This is a genomic window from Streptomyces sp. NPDC041205, from assembly GCF_055591765.1.
In genome coordinates, this window is record NZ_JBVIZH010000003.1 from 334,860 (window position 1) to 348,748 (window position 13,889).

A 13,889-nucleotide genomic window follows, 5' to 3' on the forward strand; every position below is an offset into this window, starting at 1 on the left:
CCGGTCGAACCGACGGTTGTACGCACCGTTCGGCGCCGCAGCCCCTGCCGCGTCAGGCGGTCTGTGAAACGATCAACCACATGGTGTCTGTGAGCGACCTCCTGCCCGTCGAGGCGATCCGCCTCGACGTGGCGGCCGACGACTGGCGTGCCGCGATCGGTGCCGCGGGCGAGTTGCTCGTGGCGACGGGCAGCGGCACGGACGCGTACACGGCGGAGATGATCCGGACCGTGGTGGACAGCGGTCCTTACATCGTCGTCGCCCCCGGCTTCGCCTTCGCGCACGCGCGGCCCTCGCCCGCGGTGCTGCGGACGGGCATGGCGTGGGTGCGGCTCGCCAGGCCGGTGGAGTTCGGGCACGAGACGAACGACCCCGTCGGCCTCGTCGTGGCGCTCGCCGCGAAGGACGCCACCGCGCACACCGACGCGATGGCGTCCCTGGCCCGGCTGCTCGCGGACCCGGAGACGGCGGAGGCCCTGCGGGTGGCGCCGACCCCGGAGGCGGTGCGGGGGATCCTCGCGGGGGAGACGGGAGACGAGGAAGCTGCGGGGGCCGCATCCGGAGCCGATGCCGGAGCCACCGCTTCCGCGCCCCCGGCCGCCGCCGGGCCCGCCGTGCACAAGATCCTCACCGTGTGCGGCAACGGCCTCGGCACCAGCCTCTTCCTGAAGAACACCCTGGAGCAGGTCCTGGACCGCTGGGGCTGGAGCCGGTACGTGACCGTCGAGGCCACCGACACCATCTCCGCCAAGGGCAAGGCCTCCGAGGCCGTCGCCATCCTCACGTCCCGGGAGATCGCCAAGACCCTCGGCGACGTCGGCGTCCCCGTGCGGGTCGTCGACGACTTCACCTCCACCGCCGAGGCCGACCGTGTCCTGCGGGACACGTACGACGTCTAGAAAGAGGGGGGAGAGCCGTGGACTGGCTGGTCTCCGTAGCGAAGTTCCTGGTCAACGAAATCCTCAGCCAGCCCGCGTACCTGATCGGGCTCATCACCGCCGCGGGCCTGATCGCCCTGCGCAAGTCGGCGGGCCAGGTGCTCGGCGGGGCGATCAAGGCGACCCTCGGCTTCCTGCTGATCGGCGCGGGCGCCGGGCTCGTCGTGGCCGCGCTCGCCCCGCTCGGCGAGATGATCCAGGGCTCGACGGGCGCGCACGGGGTGATCCCGACGAACGAGGCCATCGTCGGCATCGCCCAGGCCGAGTACGGCTCCCGGGTCGCCTGGCTGATGATCCTCGGCTTCGCCGTCAGCCTGGTCCTCGCCCGCTTCACACCGCTGCGCTACGTCTTCCTGACCGGCCATCACATGCTGTTCATGGCCACGCTGTTGACGATGGTGCTCGCGACCGCCGGGCAGCGCTCCTGGGTCGTGGTCGTCGTCGGCGGCGTCCTGCTCGGCATCATGCTGGTCGCGATGCCCGCCTTCGCGCACCCCTGGACGAAGCGCGTCACCGGCAACAACACCGTCGCGATCGGGCACTTCGGCACCGCCGGGTACGTCGTCGCCGGGGCGACCGGGCAGGCCGTCGGGCGCCGCAGCCGGTCCACGGAGGACATGAAGCTGCCGGAGGGACTGCGCTTCCTGCGTGACTCCATGGTGGCGACGGCCCTGTCCATGGTCCTGATCTACCTGATCATGTCGCTGGTCTTCCTCGCGAAGGTCGGCAAGGAGAGCGCCTTCAAGGCGTTCGCCGTCGACGGCGGTCCCGCGGCGCCCGACGTCGGCGCGTACGTCATGCAATCGGTCATGCAGGGCCTGCAGTTCGGCATCGCCGTCGCCGTCATCCTCTTCGGCGTCCGGACGATCCTCGGCGAGCTGGTCCCCGCCTTCCAGGGCATTGCGAACCGCGTCGTGCCCGGCGCGGTGCCCTCCCTGGACGCGCCGATCGTGTTCCCGTACGCGCAGAACGCCGTCCTCATCGGCTTCATCTCCAGCTTCGTCGGCGGCCTGACCAGCCTCGGCCTGCTCGCCTGGATCTTCGAGCCCGCCTTCGGTCTCGCCCTGGTGCTGCCCGGCCTCGTGCCGCACTTCTTCACGGGCGGCGCGGCCGGGGTCTACGGCAACGCGACGGGTGGACGGCGCGGCGCGGTCGTCGGCGCGTTCCTGAACGGTGTGCTCATCACCTTCCTGCCCGCGCTGCTCCTGAAGGTCCTCGGAGCCTTCGGCAAGGAGAACACCACGTTCGGCGACGCGGACTTCGGCTGGTTCGGCTCGCTCGTGGGCAACGCGGCCAAGGCGGGGACCGTGGCCGGAGCGATCCTGATGCTGGTGATCGGCGCGGTGATCCTGGCGGGCGCGATCGTCGTGCAGAAGCGGGTGGTGGAGACCGGCTGGGACCCCGGCGCCCGGCGTGACGCGCTCCTCGGCCACGCGGCCGCCGCGAGCACCGGGGGCGACGCCGGGGCCGAGGCCGGGGCGGGTCCGACGGCGACGTACGCGAAGATCGCCCCGCCGCCGGGCGCGCCCAAGCCTCCGCCGCCGCCCGGGCAGGACGGCTGAGGACCGCCGGGGAGGCCTGCCCGGGGCGTGCCGCTCGGGGGAGGTCCGTCCGGAGAGGGAGGTCCGTCCGGAGAGGGAGGGCCGTCCGGAGAGGGAGGGCCGTCCGGCGGAGGGCCGTCCGGCGGGGGAGGCCCACAAGGAGAACCGCTCAGCCCTGCCCCGGCACCACGAACAGCGCCCACGTGGCCAGCGGCGCGATGAGCGCCATCGACATGCCCCACTTCATGAGCGCGCCGAACACCTGCGGGCGTTGCTCCTCCGGGGCGTTGGCGGTGACCAGCGCGCCGCTCGTGGACAGCGGCGAGGAATCCACGACCGACGAGGACACGGCGAGGGCGATGATGAGGCCGACCGCACCGACCTGACCATCCATCAGGAACGGTACGGCGAGCGGGATCAGGGCGCCGAGGATGCCGGTGGTGGAGGCGAACGCGGAGACCACGGCCCCGATGAGGCAGATCAACAGGGCGCCGAGGAGCGGTGAGTCGATCTTCGCGACGCTGTCGCCGAGCCAGTTGATCGTGCCCATGCGCTCCATCACGCCGACGAACGTGACGACACCGCAGACGAGCAGCACGGTCGACCACGCGCAGCGATCCACGGCACCCTTCGCCGCGTCAGCGTCGACGAGGGTGAGGACGACGACCACAGTGAAGGCCATCAGGCCGACGTTGTAGTCCAGGAACAGGGCGCCCGCGACCATGCCGAGCAGCCCGAGCAGGGTCAGGGCGCGCGACCGGTCGAGCCGAGGGCCGGCGTCGGTGGTCGCGGACGCGAAGGCCACCGTGGTAGTGCCGCCGGGCTCGGGGGCGGAGCCCGCTGGGGCCGTGGGAGCGCCTCCGTTGCCTGGGGTCCCCGTGGTCCCCGTGGTCTCCAGCGTGCCCCCGGCCTCCGTACCCGTGGCCCCGTCCTCCGCCCGCCGCCCGAGCAGATGCCGCCCGCCGAACAGGAAGTACGCGACGACGCTGAGCGCGACGTTGAACAGGAACGACATCAGGAACAGCAGCCCGGGGTCGCCCGGCAGGTCGTTGCGCTCGACGACGCCGTTGGTGATGCTGCCGAAGACACTGGCGGGGGAGAAGCCGCCCGCGCTCGCGCCGTTGATCACCAAGAGGCCCATGAGCAGCGGGCTGATCCCGTAGCGGACGCAGAAGCTCATGCCGATGGGGGCGATGACGCCGACGGCCGCGGGCACGACCGCGCCGACGGCCGTGAGGGCGGCGGTGATGAGGAACATGACCCAGGGGATGAGCGCGATCCGTCCCCTGACGGCGCGCGTCGCCGCGTGCACGAGCCATTCGATGGTGCCGTTGTTCTTCGCGATGGCGAAGAGGAAGGTGACGCCGACGAGCACGACGAAGAGGTCGCCGGGGAAGCCGCCGAAGACGTCGTCCGCGTTCTCGCCGGCGACGGACGAGCCGACGGCGAAGGCGGCGACGAGGGCGAGCGCCCCCATGTGGACGGAGGTGAAGGTGGAGATGGTGAAGATGAGTACCAGTGCGCCGATCGCGATGAGATGGTCTGCCATGTGACACGTCCTCGCCTTCGGACGGCGGTCGCAGTGCGCGGGCTTGGAGCCGACGCGCGGGCTGTGGCCGACTGCGGGCATGCGGGAGGGACCCGTGGTGGCGTCCGGCGGCAGAGGGGCAGGAAGGGCCGCGCCCCTGCCGCGGGCGGGCAGCCTCAAGAGCCCGGACTGTCCGCAGAGTGGACTTGGAGTTCCGTCATGCGGAACTCCCGTGCAACGTTGGCGAGTATGTGACGGCGGTCACGCCCCGTCAAGGGGGTGCGGACACATCCGAGTTGTGGGGTGATCGGCGCCCGGTTCAGCTGGCGCGGGCCGAGTCCGGGGCCTGGTGGCCGAGTGCCGCGCTGATTCTCCGGGCCGCCGCGCGTACGTGTTCGCCCAGCTCGACGAGGCGGTCGCGGTCGCAGCGGCTGGTCGGCATGTTGATGCTGACGCTGGCCACCGGCGAGTCGTCGGGGCCGAGCACGGGGGCGGCGACCGCGGACACGTCATCGCGCCATTCACCCTGGTTGAGGGCGTAGCCGCAGGCGCGGACCGTCTCCAGGTCGGCGCGCAGCGCGGCCGGGTCGTCGATCGTCGCGTCCGTGAACCGCGTCAGGCCCTGGGTGAGATAGCGCTCGACGGCCTCGGGGGAGCGGGCCGCCAGGATGGCCTTGCCGTTGGCGGACGCGTGGCCGGAGAGGTGCTGGCCGAGCGGCAGTACGATCCGTACCGGCTGGGTCGTCTCCAGGCGCTCCACGAGCACGACCCGCTCGCCCTCCGCGACGGCCAGGTGCACGGTCTCGTCCACCGTGCGCCGCAGCTCCTCCATCACCGGCACGGCGACGTCCCGCAGGTCCAGCTCGCCGGTGGCCTGCCGCCCGATGAGCAGCGCCTTCGTCGTGAGCGTCCAGCGCGTGGGGGTGCTGCCGGTCTGCTTGATCCAGCCCGCCGTGTGCAGGGTGCCGAGCGCCCGCTGGACGGTGCTCTTCGGCAGTTCCATGGCGCGGGCCAGATCCCCCACGCCCACGGGCTGGCGCACCGCGAGCTCCTCCAGCACGCGCAAGGTGTTCAGGACGTTCTGCACCGTTGACCCCCTCCGGATCGGAACCTATGCTGCGTCGTGCCGCATCACGATACGCTGTGCCGTCTCACGGCACAAGCGTGGAGGGGAGATCCGCGCAATGACTGTCAGGACCGGACGCCACTTTCTCCAGATACCCGGACCGACGAACGTCCCCGACCGGGTACTTCGCGCCATGTCCGCGCCCACCATCGACCACCGGGGGCCCGAGTTCGCGGACCTCGCCCGGCGCGTACTCGAAGCCCTGAAGCCGGTGTTCGGCACCTCGGGCCCCGTGGTCGTCTATCCGTCGTCGGGCACGGGCGCCTGGGAGGCCGCCCTGGTCAACACGCTCAGCCCGGGCGACCGGGTGCTGTGCTTCGAGACCGGGCACTTCGCCACGCTCTGGCGCGACATGGCCCGATCGCTCGGCCTGGAGGTGGAGTTCGTCCCCGGTGACTGGCGCCACGGCGCCTCCGCCGAGGCCGCCGCCCAGCGCCTGGACGCCGACATCGCCCACGACATCAAGGCCGTCTGCGTCGTCCACAACGAGACGTCCACCGGCGTCACCAGCCGCGTCCCGGAGATCCGTGCGGCCCTCGACGCCGCCGGGCACCCCGCCCTGCTCCTGGTCGACACGGTCTCCTCGCTGGGCTCCATCGAGTACCGGCACGACGCCTGGGGCGTCGACGTGACCGTCACCGGATCCCAGAAGGGGCTGATGCTGCCGCCCGGCCTCGGTTTCAACGCCGTCAGCGACAAGGCGCTCACGGCCGCCCGCGGCTCTCGGCTGCCCAAGTCCTACTGGGACTGGGAGCCTGTCATCGACGCGAACGAAGCCGGGTTCTTCCCCTCCACCCCGGCCACCAACCTCCTGTACGGCCTCGACGAGGCGCTGCTCATGCTCGCGGAGGAAGGCCTCGAACAGGTCTGGGCCCGGCACGCCCGGCACGCCGCCGCCACCCGCGCGGCCGTCCGCGGCTGGGGCCTCGACGTGCTGTGCGCCGACGAGCGCGAGCACTCCGGCTCGCTCACCGCCGTGCTGCTGTCCGACGGCCAGGACGCCGACGCCGTACGGAAGATCGTCCTTGAGCGGTTCGACATGTCGCTCGGTACCGGCCTCGGCCGCCTCGCGGGCAAGGTCTTCCGCATCGGCCACCTCGGCCACTTCAACGACCTCACCCTCGCCGGGACCCTGGTCGGCGTGCAGATGGGACTCGAACTCGCCGGGATCCCCGTCGGCCGCGACGGCGTCGCGGCGGCCCTCGACCACTTGCGCGTGAACTGACGCCACGTCACCGGTCCCTTCCCGCCCGACCCGCACGCCGTGAACTTCCCCGCCCGCACGCCGTGAACGTCCTCCCCTCCCGCACGCCGTGAACGTCCTCCTCCCCTCCCGCACGCCGCGAACGTTCTGCCCCGCAGGCCCGGAACCCCCATCCCCCGCAAGCCCCCCATTCCCTGCAAGCCCCGTCCGCCCTTGTCCCGTACGCCCCTTCACCGCCAGGAGCGTGTCGTATGACCACAAGCACCGAGTCCACGGAGGCCGAGCGGGACGCGCTCGGCGGCGACCTCGCGCGGCGGCTTCGCGCCGACCTCGACGGCGAGGTCCGCTTCGACGACTACAGCCGCCATCTCTTCGCCCGCGACGCCAGCATGTACGCCATCACCCCCCTCGGGGTCGTCTTCCCCCGGCACGCCGAGGACGTGCAGGCGGTCGTCGCGGCGGCGGCCGAGTACGGCGTGTCCGTCGTGCCGCGCGGCGCGGGGACCAGCCTCGCCGGCCAGACCACGGGACCGGGCATCGTCCTCGACCTGTCCCGCCACCTGCGCCGCGTCCTCGCTCTCGACCCCGAGGGCCGCACGGCCCTGGTCGAAACGGGCGTGGTCCAGGACCAGTTGAACCGCGCCGCCGCACCGCACGGCCTGATGTTCGGCCCCGACACCTCCACCAGCAACCGCGCCACCATCGGCGGCATGATCGGCAACAACTCGGCGGGCAGCGGCTCGCTGCGGTACGGCATGACCATCGACCACGTACGCGCCCTCGACGTGGTGCTCGCCGACGCCGGCACCGCCCACCTCGCGCCCCTCACCGCGCGCGAGCACGCCGACCGGGCCCGCGGCGCGGGTCTCGACGCCCGCATCCACCGCGAACTGCCCGCGCTCGTCGCCGCGCACGCCGACGCCATCGCCGCCGGATTCCCCAAGCACTGGCGGCGGGCGGGCGGCTACCGCCTGGACCGGCTCGCCCGCGAGGACGCCCCGTTCGACCTGGCGAAGTTCGTCGTCGGCTCGGAGGGCACGCTCGCCATCAGCACCCGCGCCCTGGTCGACCTCGTGCCGAAGCCGAAGCACACCGTGTTCGCCGTCGGTCACTTCACCTCCGTGACCGGGGCCATCGAGGCCACCCAGGACGCCCTCGCCTGCGACCCGGCGGCCGTCGAGCTGATGGACCGCACCATCCTCGACCTGTCCCGCCAGAAGATCGAGTACGCCTCCCTGTCCACCGTCCTCGAAGGCGACCCCGACGCCCTCCTGTTCGTGTCGTTCACCGGCGACGACGAACGCGAACTCATCGCGAGCGTCCAGCGGTTGACGAAGCTGTGGCAGCGGCACGGCCACGGCTACCACACCCTCGCGGCGGTCGCCCCCGCCGACCAGACCGCCCTGCTGAAGGTCCGCAAGTCCAGCCTCGGCCTGCTGATGGCGGCGAGCGAGGGCACCCGCAGGCCGCTGGCTTTCATCGAGGACACCGCCGTCGACCCCGTCCATCTGCCGGCGTACACCGCCAGGTTGAAGAAGGTCCTCGACCGGCACGGCCTCGCGGCGGGCTTCTACGGCCACTGCTCGGTGGGCTGTCTGCACATCCGCCCGTTCCTCGACGTGACCGACCCCGCGCAGCGCCGGACCATGCGCGAGGTCGCCGAGGAGATCAAGGACCTGGTCACCGAGTACGGCGGCGTCAACTCCAGCGAGCACGGCGACGGCCTCGCCCGCAGCGAGTTCAACCGGGAGCTGTTCGGCGACGAGCTGTACGAGGCGATGCGGCGCGTGAAGGGCCTCTTCGACCCGGACAACCGGCTGAACCCCGGCAAGATCGTCGACGCGCCCGCGATGACCGACCACCTGCGCGACGCCGCGCTGCCGCCCGCGCCGGGCCTGCGCACCCGGCTCGACTTCGAGGTCGCGGGCGGCATGCGGGCCGCGGCCGACCGCTGCATGAACATCGGCCTGTGCCGCAAGAGCGACGTCGGCACGATGTGCCCCTCCTACATGGCCACCCGCAACGAGGAGGACTCCACCCGCGGCCGCGCGGGCGCCCTCGTCAAGGCCCTGTCCGCACCCGACCCGCACAAGGCCCTCGGCGACGAACGCCTGCACGAGGTCCTCGACCTGTGCCTGATGTGCAAGGCCTGCAAGAGCGAGTGCCCGCTGGGTGTCGACATGGCGTCCCTGAAGGCGGAGGCCCTCGCCCACCACCACGACGAGCACGGCACCCCGCTGCGCTCCCGGATCTTCGGCGCCATCCGCCTCCTGAACCGCCTCGGCTCGGCCACCGCCCCCGTGTCCAACCTGCCCGGCCGCATCCCCCTGCTGCGTCGGCTGCTCCACCGCACGGTCGGCATCACCCCGCACCGGCCGCTGCCCCGCTACACCCGCCGCAACCTGGTGCGCTGGTTCACCCACCGCCCGGCGGCCGTCGCCGCGGCACCCCGGGGCCCGGTCGTCATGCTCGCCGACTCCTTCACCACGTACACCGAACCGGAGATCGGCCGGGCCGCCGTGGAGCTGCTCGAACGCGCGGGCTGGTCCGTGCAGTTGGAGAGCGGGGGCTGCTGCGGCCGCGCCGCCCTGTCCAAGGGGCTCCTCGATGAGGCGAGCGACAAGGCCTTCCAGCTCGTCCACCGGATCACGGAGACCACGCCCTCCGAGGCTCCCATCACGGGCTGCGAGCCGTCCTGCCTGATGACGCTGCGCGACGAGCACAAGGCCCTGCTGCCGCTCGACTCGGCCCGCGAGGCCGTCACGGGCCGTGTCCGCCAGCTGGAGGAACTGCTCACCGAGGCCATCGACGACGGCGGCCTCACGCTGCGCGAGGACTCCTGGCTCAGCGGCCGCACCCTGCTCTTCCACGGCCACTGCCACCAGAAGGCCGAGGTCGGCACCGCGGCGACCGTCGCCCTGCTGCGGCGCATCCCCGGCGTCGAGGTCACCGAACTCGACGCGGGCTGCTGTGGCATGGCCGGTTCCTTCGGCTTCGAGTCCGAGCACTACGACGTGTCGATGACGGTGGGGGAGGACCGGTTGTTCCCCGCGGTGCGGGCCGCGTCCGAGGACACCGTCGTGGTCGCCACCGGGGCCTCGTGCCGCCAGCAGATCTTCCACGGCACGGAACGGAACGCGTGGCATCCGGTGCAGTTGGTGCGGGAGGCGCTGATGGCCGACGGGCACTGACGCCGGACGGGCACTGACGCCGGACGGGCACTGGCGCCCGGCGGCCACCGGCGCCGGACGGCCACTGGCCCGACGGTCACCGGCGCCGGACCGTGACGGGGTCCGCTCATGGGATGCCCACACTCACGCGTGCCCGACGTGGCCGATCCGGTCGTCGCCGAGCCGCCGCTGCACGTCCGTGAGCAGGCTCTCAAGGAGGTCCGTGAGCTGGGCCTGCTGGTCGGGCGTGAGCCCCGAGACCAGCTCGGCGTCGCGGTGCAGGACCTGGTCGACGGTCGCCTCGACCAGGTCGTGCCCGGCCTGGGTGAGGGTGACCAGGACCGTACGGGCCCGGCCGCGGGCGGGCCCCCGGGTCACCAGGCCCTCCTGTTCCGCACGGGCCACGCGCTGGGACACGGCGCCCGCGGTGACCAGTGAACGCTGCCCCAGCTCACGGGTGCTGAGGGTGTACGGGGACCCACTGCGGCGCAGCACGCTCAGCAGGTCCAGGGTCGCGGCGTCCACCCCCGCGCGGGCCAGGACCCGGCGCCGGTCGTCGCCGAACAGCTTCGCCAACTGCCAGACGGGCGTGAGGATCCGGATCGAGGAGACCGGCGTACCGGGACGCTCGCGCTCCCAGGCCTCGGCGATGCCCTGAGCGGTGTGCGCCCTCGCCGTGTCGGCCGACGCTCCGCCCTCTTCCTGCTCCCTTGCCGTCATGTCGCTCCCCGGTGTTATGTTGAGGCCTATATTTAGACCTATACGAGACTGATTCGGAGCTCAGCATATGGCACGCATCATCCTGGTCACCGGAGGCGGCACTGGCATCGGCCGAGCGATCGCGGAGCACTTCGCGGCGGCGGGCGACCGCGTCACCGTCACCGGCCGCCGCCCCGGCCCGCTCGCGGAGCTGGCGGCCGAGGCCGGAGTCCGTACGGCGGTCTGCGACCACACCGACCCCGCCGCGCTCACCCGCCTCCTCGCGGACCTGCCCGAGCGGATCGACGTCCTGGTGAACAACGCGGGCGGGAACACCGGCTTCGACGCCGACGGCAAGACGGACCTGGCCTCGTACGCCCGGGACTTCCGCGCCAACCTCGACGCCAACCTGGTCAGTGCCGCGCTCACCACGAAGGCCCTGGAGGACCGGCTCGCGGACGGCGGAGCCGTCGTGCACATCGGCTCGATCGCCGCCGAGCAGGGCGCCGGTTCGTACGGCGCGGCCAAGGCGGGCCTCGCCACCTGGAACATCGACCTGGCGCAGCAGCTCGGCCGCCGCGGCGTCACGGCCAACGTCGTCGCGCCCGGCTACATCGCCGACACCGAGTTCTTCCGCGACAAGCTCACGGGCGAGCGGCGCGAGCAACTGGTGGCGGCCACCGCGACCGGCCGCGCCGGGGCGCCCGCCGACATCGCGGGCACCGTCGCCTTCCTCGCGTCCCCCGCGGCCCGCCACATCACGGGTCAGGTGCTGCACGTCAACGGCGGTGCCCGCGCCACGCGTTGAGACGCGCGGCCGGGCCCGGCCGGGTGTCGGTGGCGGCGGTTGGGGTGCGACGCGACACCGTGCGGGACGCGACACCACGCGAAGGGAGTCCCACCGTGGGCACGCTGATCTGTTCGGCGATCACGTCGCTCGACGGATTCATCGAGGACGAGGAGGGCTCTTCGACTGGGCGGTCCCGGACGACGAGGTCCACAGCTTCATCAGGGCGAGGACCCGCGTGGAGCGGGTCTTCGCCCCGAGGCGGTCCGGCGCCTGAAGGCCGAGCGCGACCATGACCTCGTCGTCGGCGGCTCCGCTCTCGCCGCCCACGGCGTCGCGGAGGTCCACGCCGAACCGTCGGACCGGCTCTAGGAGCCCTCGCCCTCGGCCGGATCCGGCAGGAGCTCCCGCAGCAGTTCCTCGAACGCGTCCGCCGAGGGCGGCTCGTCGTCGAGCAGCGCCTGGAGGAGCAGCCCGTCGTAGGCGTGCGTGAAGAGCTTGACGCGCAGGGGGTCGTCCGTGAAGGCGCGGGCGAAGGCGGCCAGGGCCTCCTTCCAGCGGCGGGTGGCCGCGCGCTGCTCCGGGCGGCGCACCGCGAGCAGGCACAGCTCGAACTCGGCGAGCAGATGCCCGGGGGGCGTCAGGATCTCCGCCATCAGCAGCGCCAGCGACCGCCGCTTGTCGACGCCGTCGTCCGGCGCGTCGACCAGCGCCTCGATGCGCGCGGAGTCCTCTTCCATGCACTGGGTCAGCGCCGCGGTGAGGAGCGCGTCGATGCTGCTGAAGTAGTACGTCGTCGCGGTCGTCGGCAGCTCCGCCTCACGGGCCACCGTGCGATGCGTGACTCCGGCGGCACCGTCGCGCGCGATGACGCGTACGGTCGCCTCGATCAGCGCCCGCCGACGGCGCTCACCCTTGACGCGGCGGCCATCCGTGACAGCCGCCCCTTCGGCCCGCTTGAGGTCCGGCGCGGCCTTCCGCCCGGCCCTCGCCGCGCCGCCCGGCCCGGCCGTCGTTCCCGTACTGGTGTCGGTGCCCGTCTCGTTCAGGGTGACTCTCCACTGCTCACAGATGTCGCTCGCGCATGACCCGTTCGCGCCGACGTTACCTGTAGCTCATCGGGCCACGCCTGCCGGTACGGCCGCCCTGGCGCCCTGGCGTCGACGGCCGGCCTGGGCGAATACCGACAGGCCGCCCACGAACGCGAGCTCGGGGTCACTGGGGCGGCTTGTTCTCCTCGGCGTAGCGGGCCAGTCCGTCCGCCATGCCCTGCATGAACTTCTGGAGGTAGCGGGGCATGATCCAGCCCATCGGCCAGTTCGTCTCGTACTTGCCGTGCCAGTGGATGAGGGTGCCCGAGGTCGTCGTCGGCTGGAGCTCGATGCGTGCGTACAGGTTGTGGATCGGTGTGTTGAACGCGTCTTCGTAGGCCAGGAGGCGCTGCTCGACCTTCTCGGTGATCCGTTCCCCGGTCACGGTGCGTCCCGTCCGGAAGGCCCGGACGGCACCGACGCCGTCGTCGCCGAAGGAGGCGAGGTTGACCGACCGTGCCGTGTCCAGGCTGTCCACCTTGGACCACAGCGGCCAGGTGGTGGCGTCGACCAGCAGTTTCCAGACGATTTCCGGCGAGGCACTGGTGGTGACGGTGACGTCGTACGTGTGCATGGTGGCGGGCTCCTGGGGGTGGACGCGGGTGGCGTTCCGGGCGGGGTGGTGGTGGCCTGTCATCCGTCGAGGAAGCGGAGCAGCTCGGCGGTGACGAACCGGGGGTTCTCCTCGACGAGCCAGTGCCCGGCCTTCGGCACGTCCACCGCTCGTTCGATGGCGGTCATGCGGGGGGCCACTGTGCGCCGGATCGCGTCGAGTTGGCCTTGGGCGGTCATGAGCAGGGCGGGGACGCGTGTCGGTTTCGCCGCCGCGGTGTCGTGGACGTCCTTGTCGAGGGCGCGGTAGAGCTCGAAGCCGCCCGACAGGACCTTGGGACGGCTGTACGTACGGGCGTACTCGTCGATCTCGGCGCGGGTGAACGGGGACCGTTGGGAGGTCCCTCCGAACGCCGTGCCGCCGAAGGAGACCTGGGGGTAGAACAGTGCCAGGTACGCGCGGACGTCGTTGCCCACGACCGCCTCGGGGACCCGCCGCTGGGAGTGGAAGGCGATGTGCCAGCTCAGCGAGCGGTAGGTGCGTGCGTCGATCGCGGGCCCGGGCAGCGGCAGGTCGAGGTAGCCGAGGCGCGCGGTGTCCTTCGGGAACTGGCTGGCGTACTGGAAGGCCACCGCGGCGCCGAGATCGTGCCCGATGACTCGGGCGCCGTCCACCCCGAGCCGGTCGGCGACCAGCTTGTGCACGTACCGCGCCAGCGTGGCTTTGTCGTAGCCGGTCGGTGTGCCGGTGCTGTCGCCCAGTCCGGGAAGGTCCACGGCGTAGACGGTGTGGCGCTCGGCGAGTTCCGGCATGACCCGCCACCAGCCGTACCAGGTCTGGGGCCAGCCGTGGAGCAGCACGACCGGTGGGCCGCTGCCGCCGGCCACGTAGTGCATGCGGACGCCGTCGACCTTGGCGAACTCGTGGCGGAAGGTCTTCTTGAAACGGGGGTCGTCGTGGGTGGCGGCGGCGTACGCGGGCACGGCGTCGGCTGTGTCGTCCGTGGTCGATGCCGGTGCGGAACAGGCCGCGGTGGTGATCGTGAGGAGGAAGGCGAGGATGACGGTTGCCAGCGTGTACGTGGATCGGCGGAAGCGGCGTGGCGACGGCCGTGGTGCTGTGATCATGTGGTCCCGTCCGGGGGAAGGCGAGGCGGAAGGCGGATCAGCGGCCGGTCGAGCCGTCGACCGGTTCGCGGGGGACGTCGATGCACGCAGTCTTGCCAGGCACCCCACGACCCGGCACGCAATCT

12 protein-coding genes are annotated in these 13,889 nt (G+C 72.2%); 5 read left to right on the plus strand and 7 right to left on the minus strand.

The window, feature by feature from the left end:
- Nucleotides 1-80: 80 nt before the first annotated feature.
- Complete coding sequence (locus tag ACZ6BG_RS15725; RefSeq protein WP_469001053.1) at nucleotides 81-899, plus strand: PTS sugar transporter subunit IIAB; 819 nt, start codon at nucleotides 81-83, stop codon at nucleotides 897-899.
- Between the two features lie 17 nt (nucleotides 900-916).
- The gene (locus ACZ6BG_RS15730) at nucleotides 917-2,500 is read left to right on the plus strand and encodes a PTS ascorbate transporter subunit IIC (RefSeq protein WP_469001057.1); all 1,584 of its coding nucleotides are present in this window, start codon (nucleotides 917-919) and stop codon (nucleotides 2,498-2,500) included.
- Nucleotides 2,501-2,648: 148 nt separating this feature from the next.
- Here the strand turns inward: ACZ6BG_RS15730 and ACZ6BG_RS15735 are convergent, their stop codons facing one another.
- Nucleotides 2,649-4,028, minus strand: coding sequence for an SLC13 family permease (locus ACZ6BG_RS15735; protein WP_469001060.1), 1,380 nt, complete (start codon nucleotides 4,026-4,028; stop codon nucleotides 2,649-2,651).
- A gap of 298 nt (nucleotides 4,029-4,326) precedes the next feature.
- Nucleotides 4,327-5,094: an IclR family transcriptional regulator gene (locus ACZ6BG_RS15740; protein ID WP_469001063.1), complete on the minus strand. Its 768-nt coding sequence runs from the start codon at nucleotides 5,092-5,094 to the stop codon at nucleotides 4,327-4,329.
- A 97-nt stretch (nucleotides 5,095-5,191) separates the two neighbouring features.
- On the opposite strand from ACZ6BG_RS15740, the gene ACZ6BG_RS15745 reads away from it, so the two are divergent.
- Together ACZ6BG_RS15745 and ACZ6BG_RS15750 are read left to right on the plus strand one after the other, a co-directional pair.
- Nucleotides 5,192-6,358 carry a pyridoxal-phosphate-dependent aminotransferase family protein gene (locus ACZ6BG_RS15745; RefSeq protein WP_469001065.1) on the plus strand — a complete coding sequence of 389 codons (1,167 nt, stop codon included), beginning with the start codon at nucleotides 5,192-5,194 and terminating at the stop codon, nucleotides 6,356-6,358.
- A 230-nt stretch (nucleotides 6,359-6,588) separates the two neighbouring features.
- Nucleotides 6,589-9,528, plus strand: coding sequence for an FAD-binding and (Fe-S)-binding domain-containing protein (locus ACZ6BG_RS15750; RefSeq protein WP_469001067.1), 2,940 nt, complete (start codon nucleotides 6,589-6,591; stop codon nucleotides 9,526-9,528).
- 123 nt (nucleotides 9,529-9,651) lie between these two features.
- On the opposite strand, the gene ACZ6BG_RS15755 is transcribed toward ACZ6BG_RS15750, so the two are convergent.
- Nucleotides 9,652-10,227: a MarR family winged helix-turn-helix transcriptional regulator gene (locus tag ACZ6BG_RS15755; RefSeq protein ID WP_469001069.1), complete on the minus strand. Its 576-nt coding sequence runs from the start codon at nucleotides 10,225-10,227 to the stop codon at nucleotides 9,652-9,654.
- A gap of 67 nt (nucleotides 10,228-10,294) precedes the next feature.
- Between ACZ6BG_RS15755 and ACZ6BG_RS15760 the strand changes: the two genes are divergently transcribed.
- Complete coding sequence (locus ACZ6BG_RS15760; RefSeq protein ID WP_469001072.1) at nucleotides 10,295-11,014, plus strand: SDR family NAD(P)-dependent oxidoreductase; 720 nt, start codon at nucleotides 10,295-10,297, stop codon at nucleotides 11,012-11,014.
- Nucleotides 11,015-11,152: 138 nt separating this feature from the next.
- Here the strand turns inward: ACZ6BG_RS15760 and ACZ6BG_RS15765 are convergent, their stop codons facing one another.
- The 4 genes from ACZ6BG_RS15765 to ACZ6BG_RS15780 form a co-directional block, all read right to left on the minus strand.
- Nucleotides 11,153-11,341, minus strand: coding sequence for a hypothetical protein (locus tag ACZ6BG_RS15765; RefSeq protein WP_469001074.1), 189 nt, complete (start codon nucleotides 11,339-11,341; stop codon nucleotides 11,153-11,155).
- Between the two features lie 20 nt (nucleotides 11,342-11,361).
- A complete protein-coding gene (locus ACZ6BG_RS15770) occupies nucleotides 11,362-12,066 on the minus strand; it encodes a TetR/AcrR family transcriptional regulator (RefSeq protein ID WP_469002926.1) in 705 nt (234 codons plus the stop codon).
- A 142-nt stretch (nucleotides 12,067-12,208) separates the two neighbouring features.
- Complete coding sequence (locus tag ACZ6BG_RS15775) at nucleotides 12,209-12,721, minus strand: SRPBCC family protein (protein WP_469001077.1); 513 nt, start codon at nucleotides 12,719-12,721, stop codon at nucleotides 12,209-12,211.
- A complete protein-coding gene (locus ACZ6BG_RS15780; RefSeq protein WP_469001079.1) occupies nucleotides 12,718-13,764 on the minus strand; it encodes an alpha/beta fold hydrolase in 1,047 nt (348 codons plus the stop codon). The genes ACZ6BG_RS15775 and ACZ6BG_RS15780 overlap by 4 nt, the downstream gene beginning before the upstream one ends.
- Between the last annotated feature and the right edge of the window lie 125 nt (nucleotides 13,765-13,889).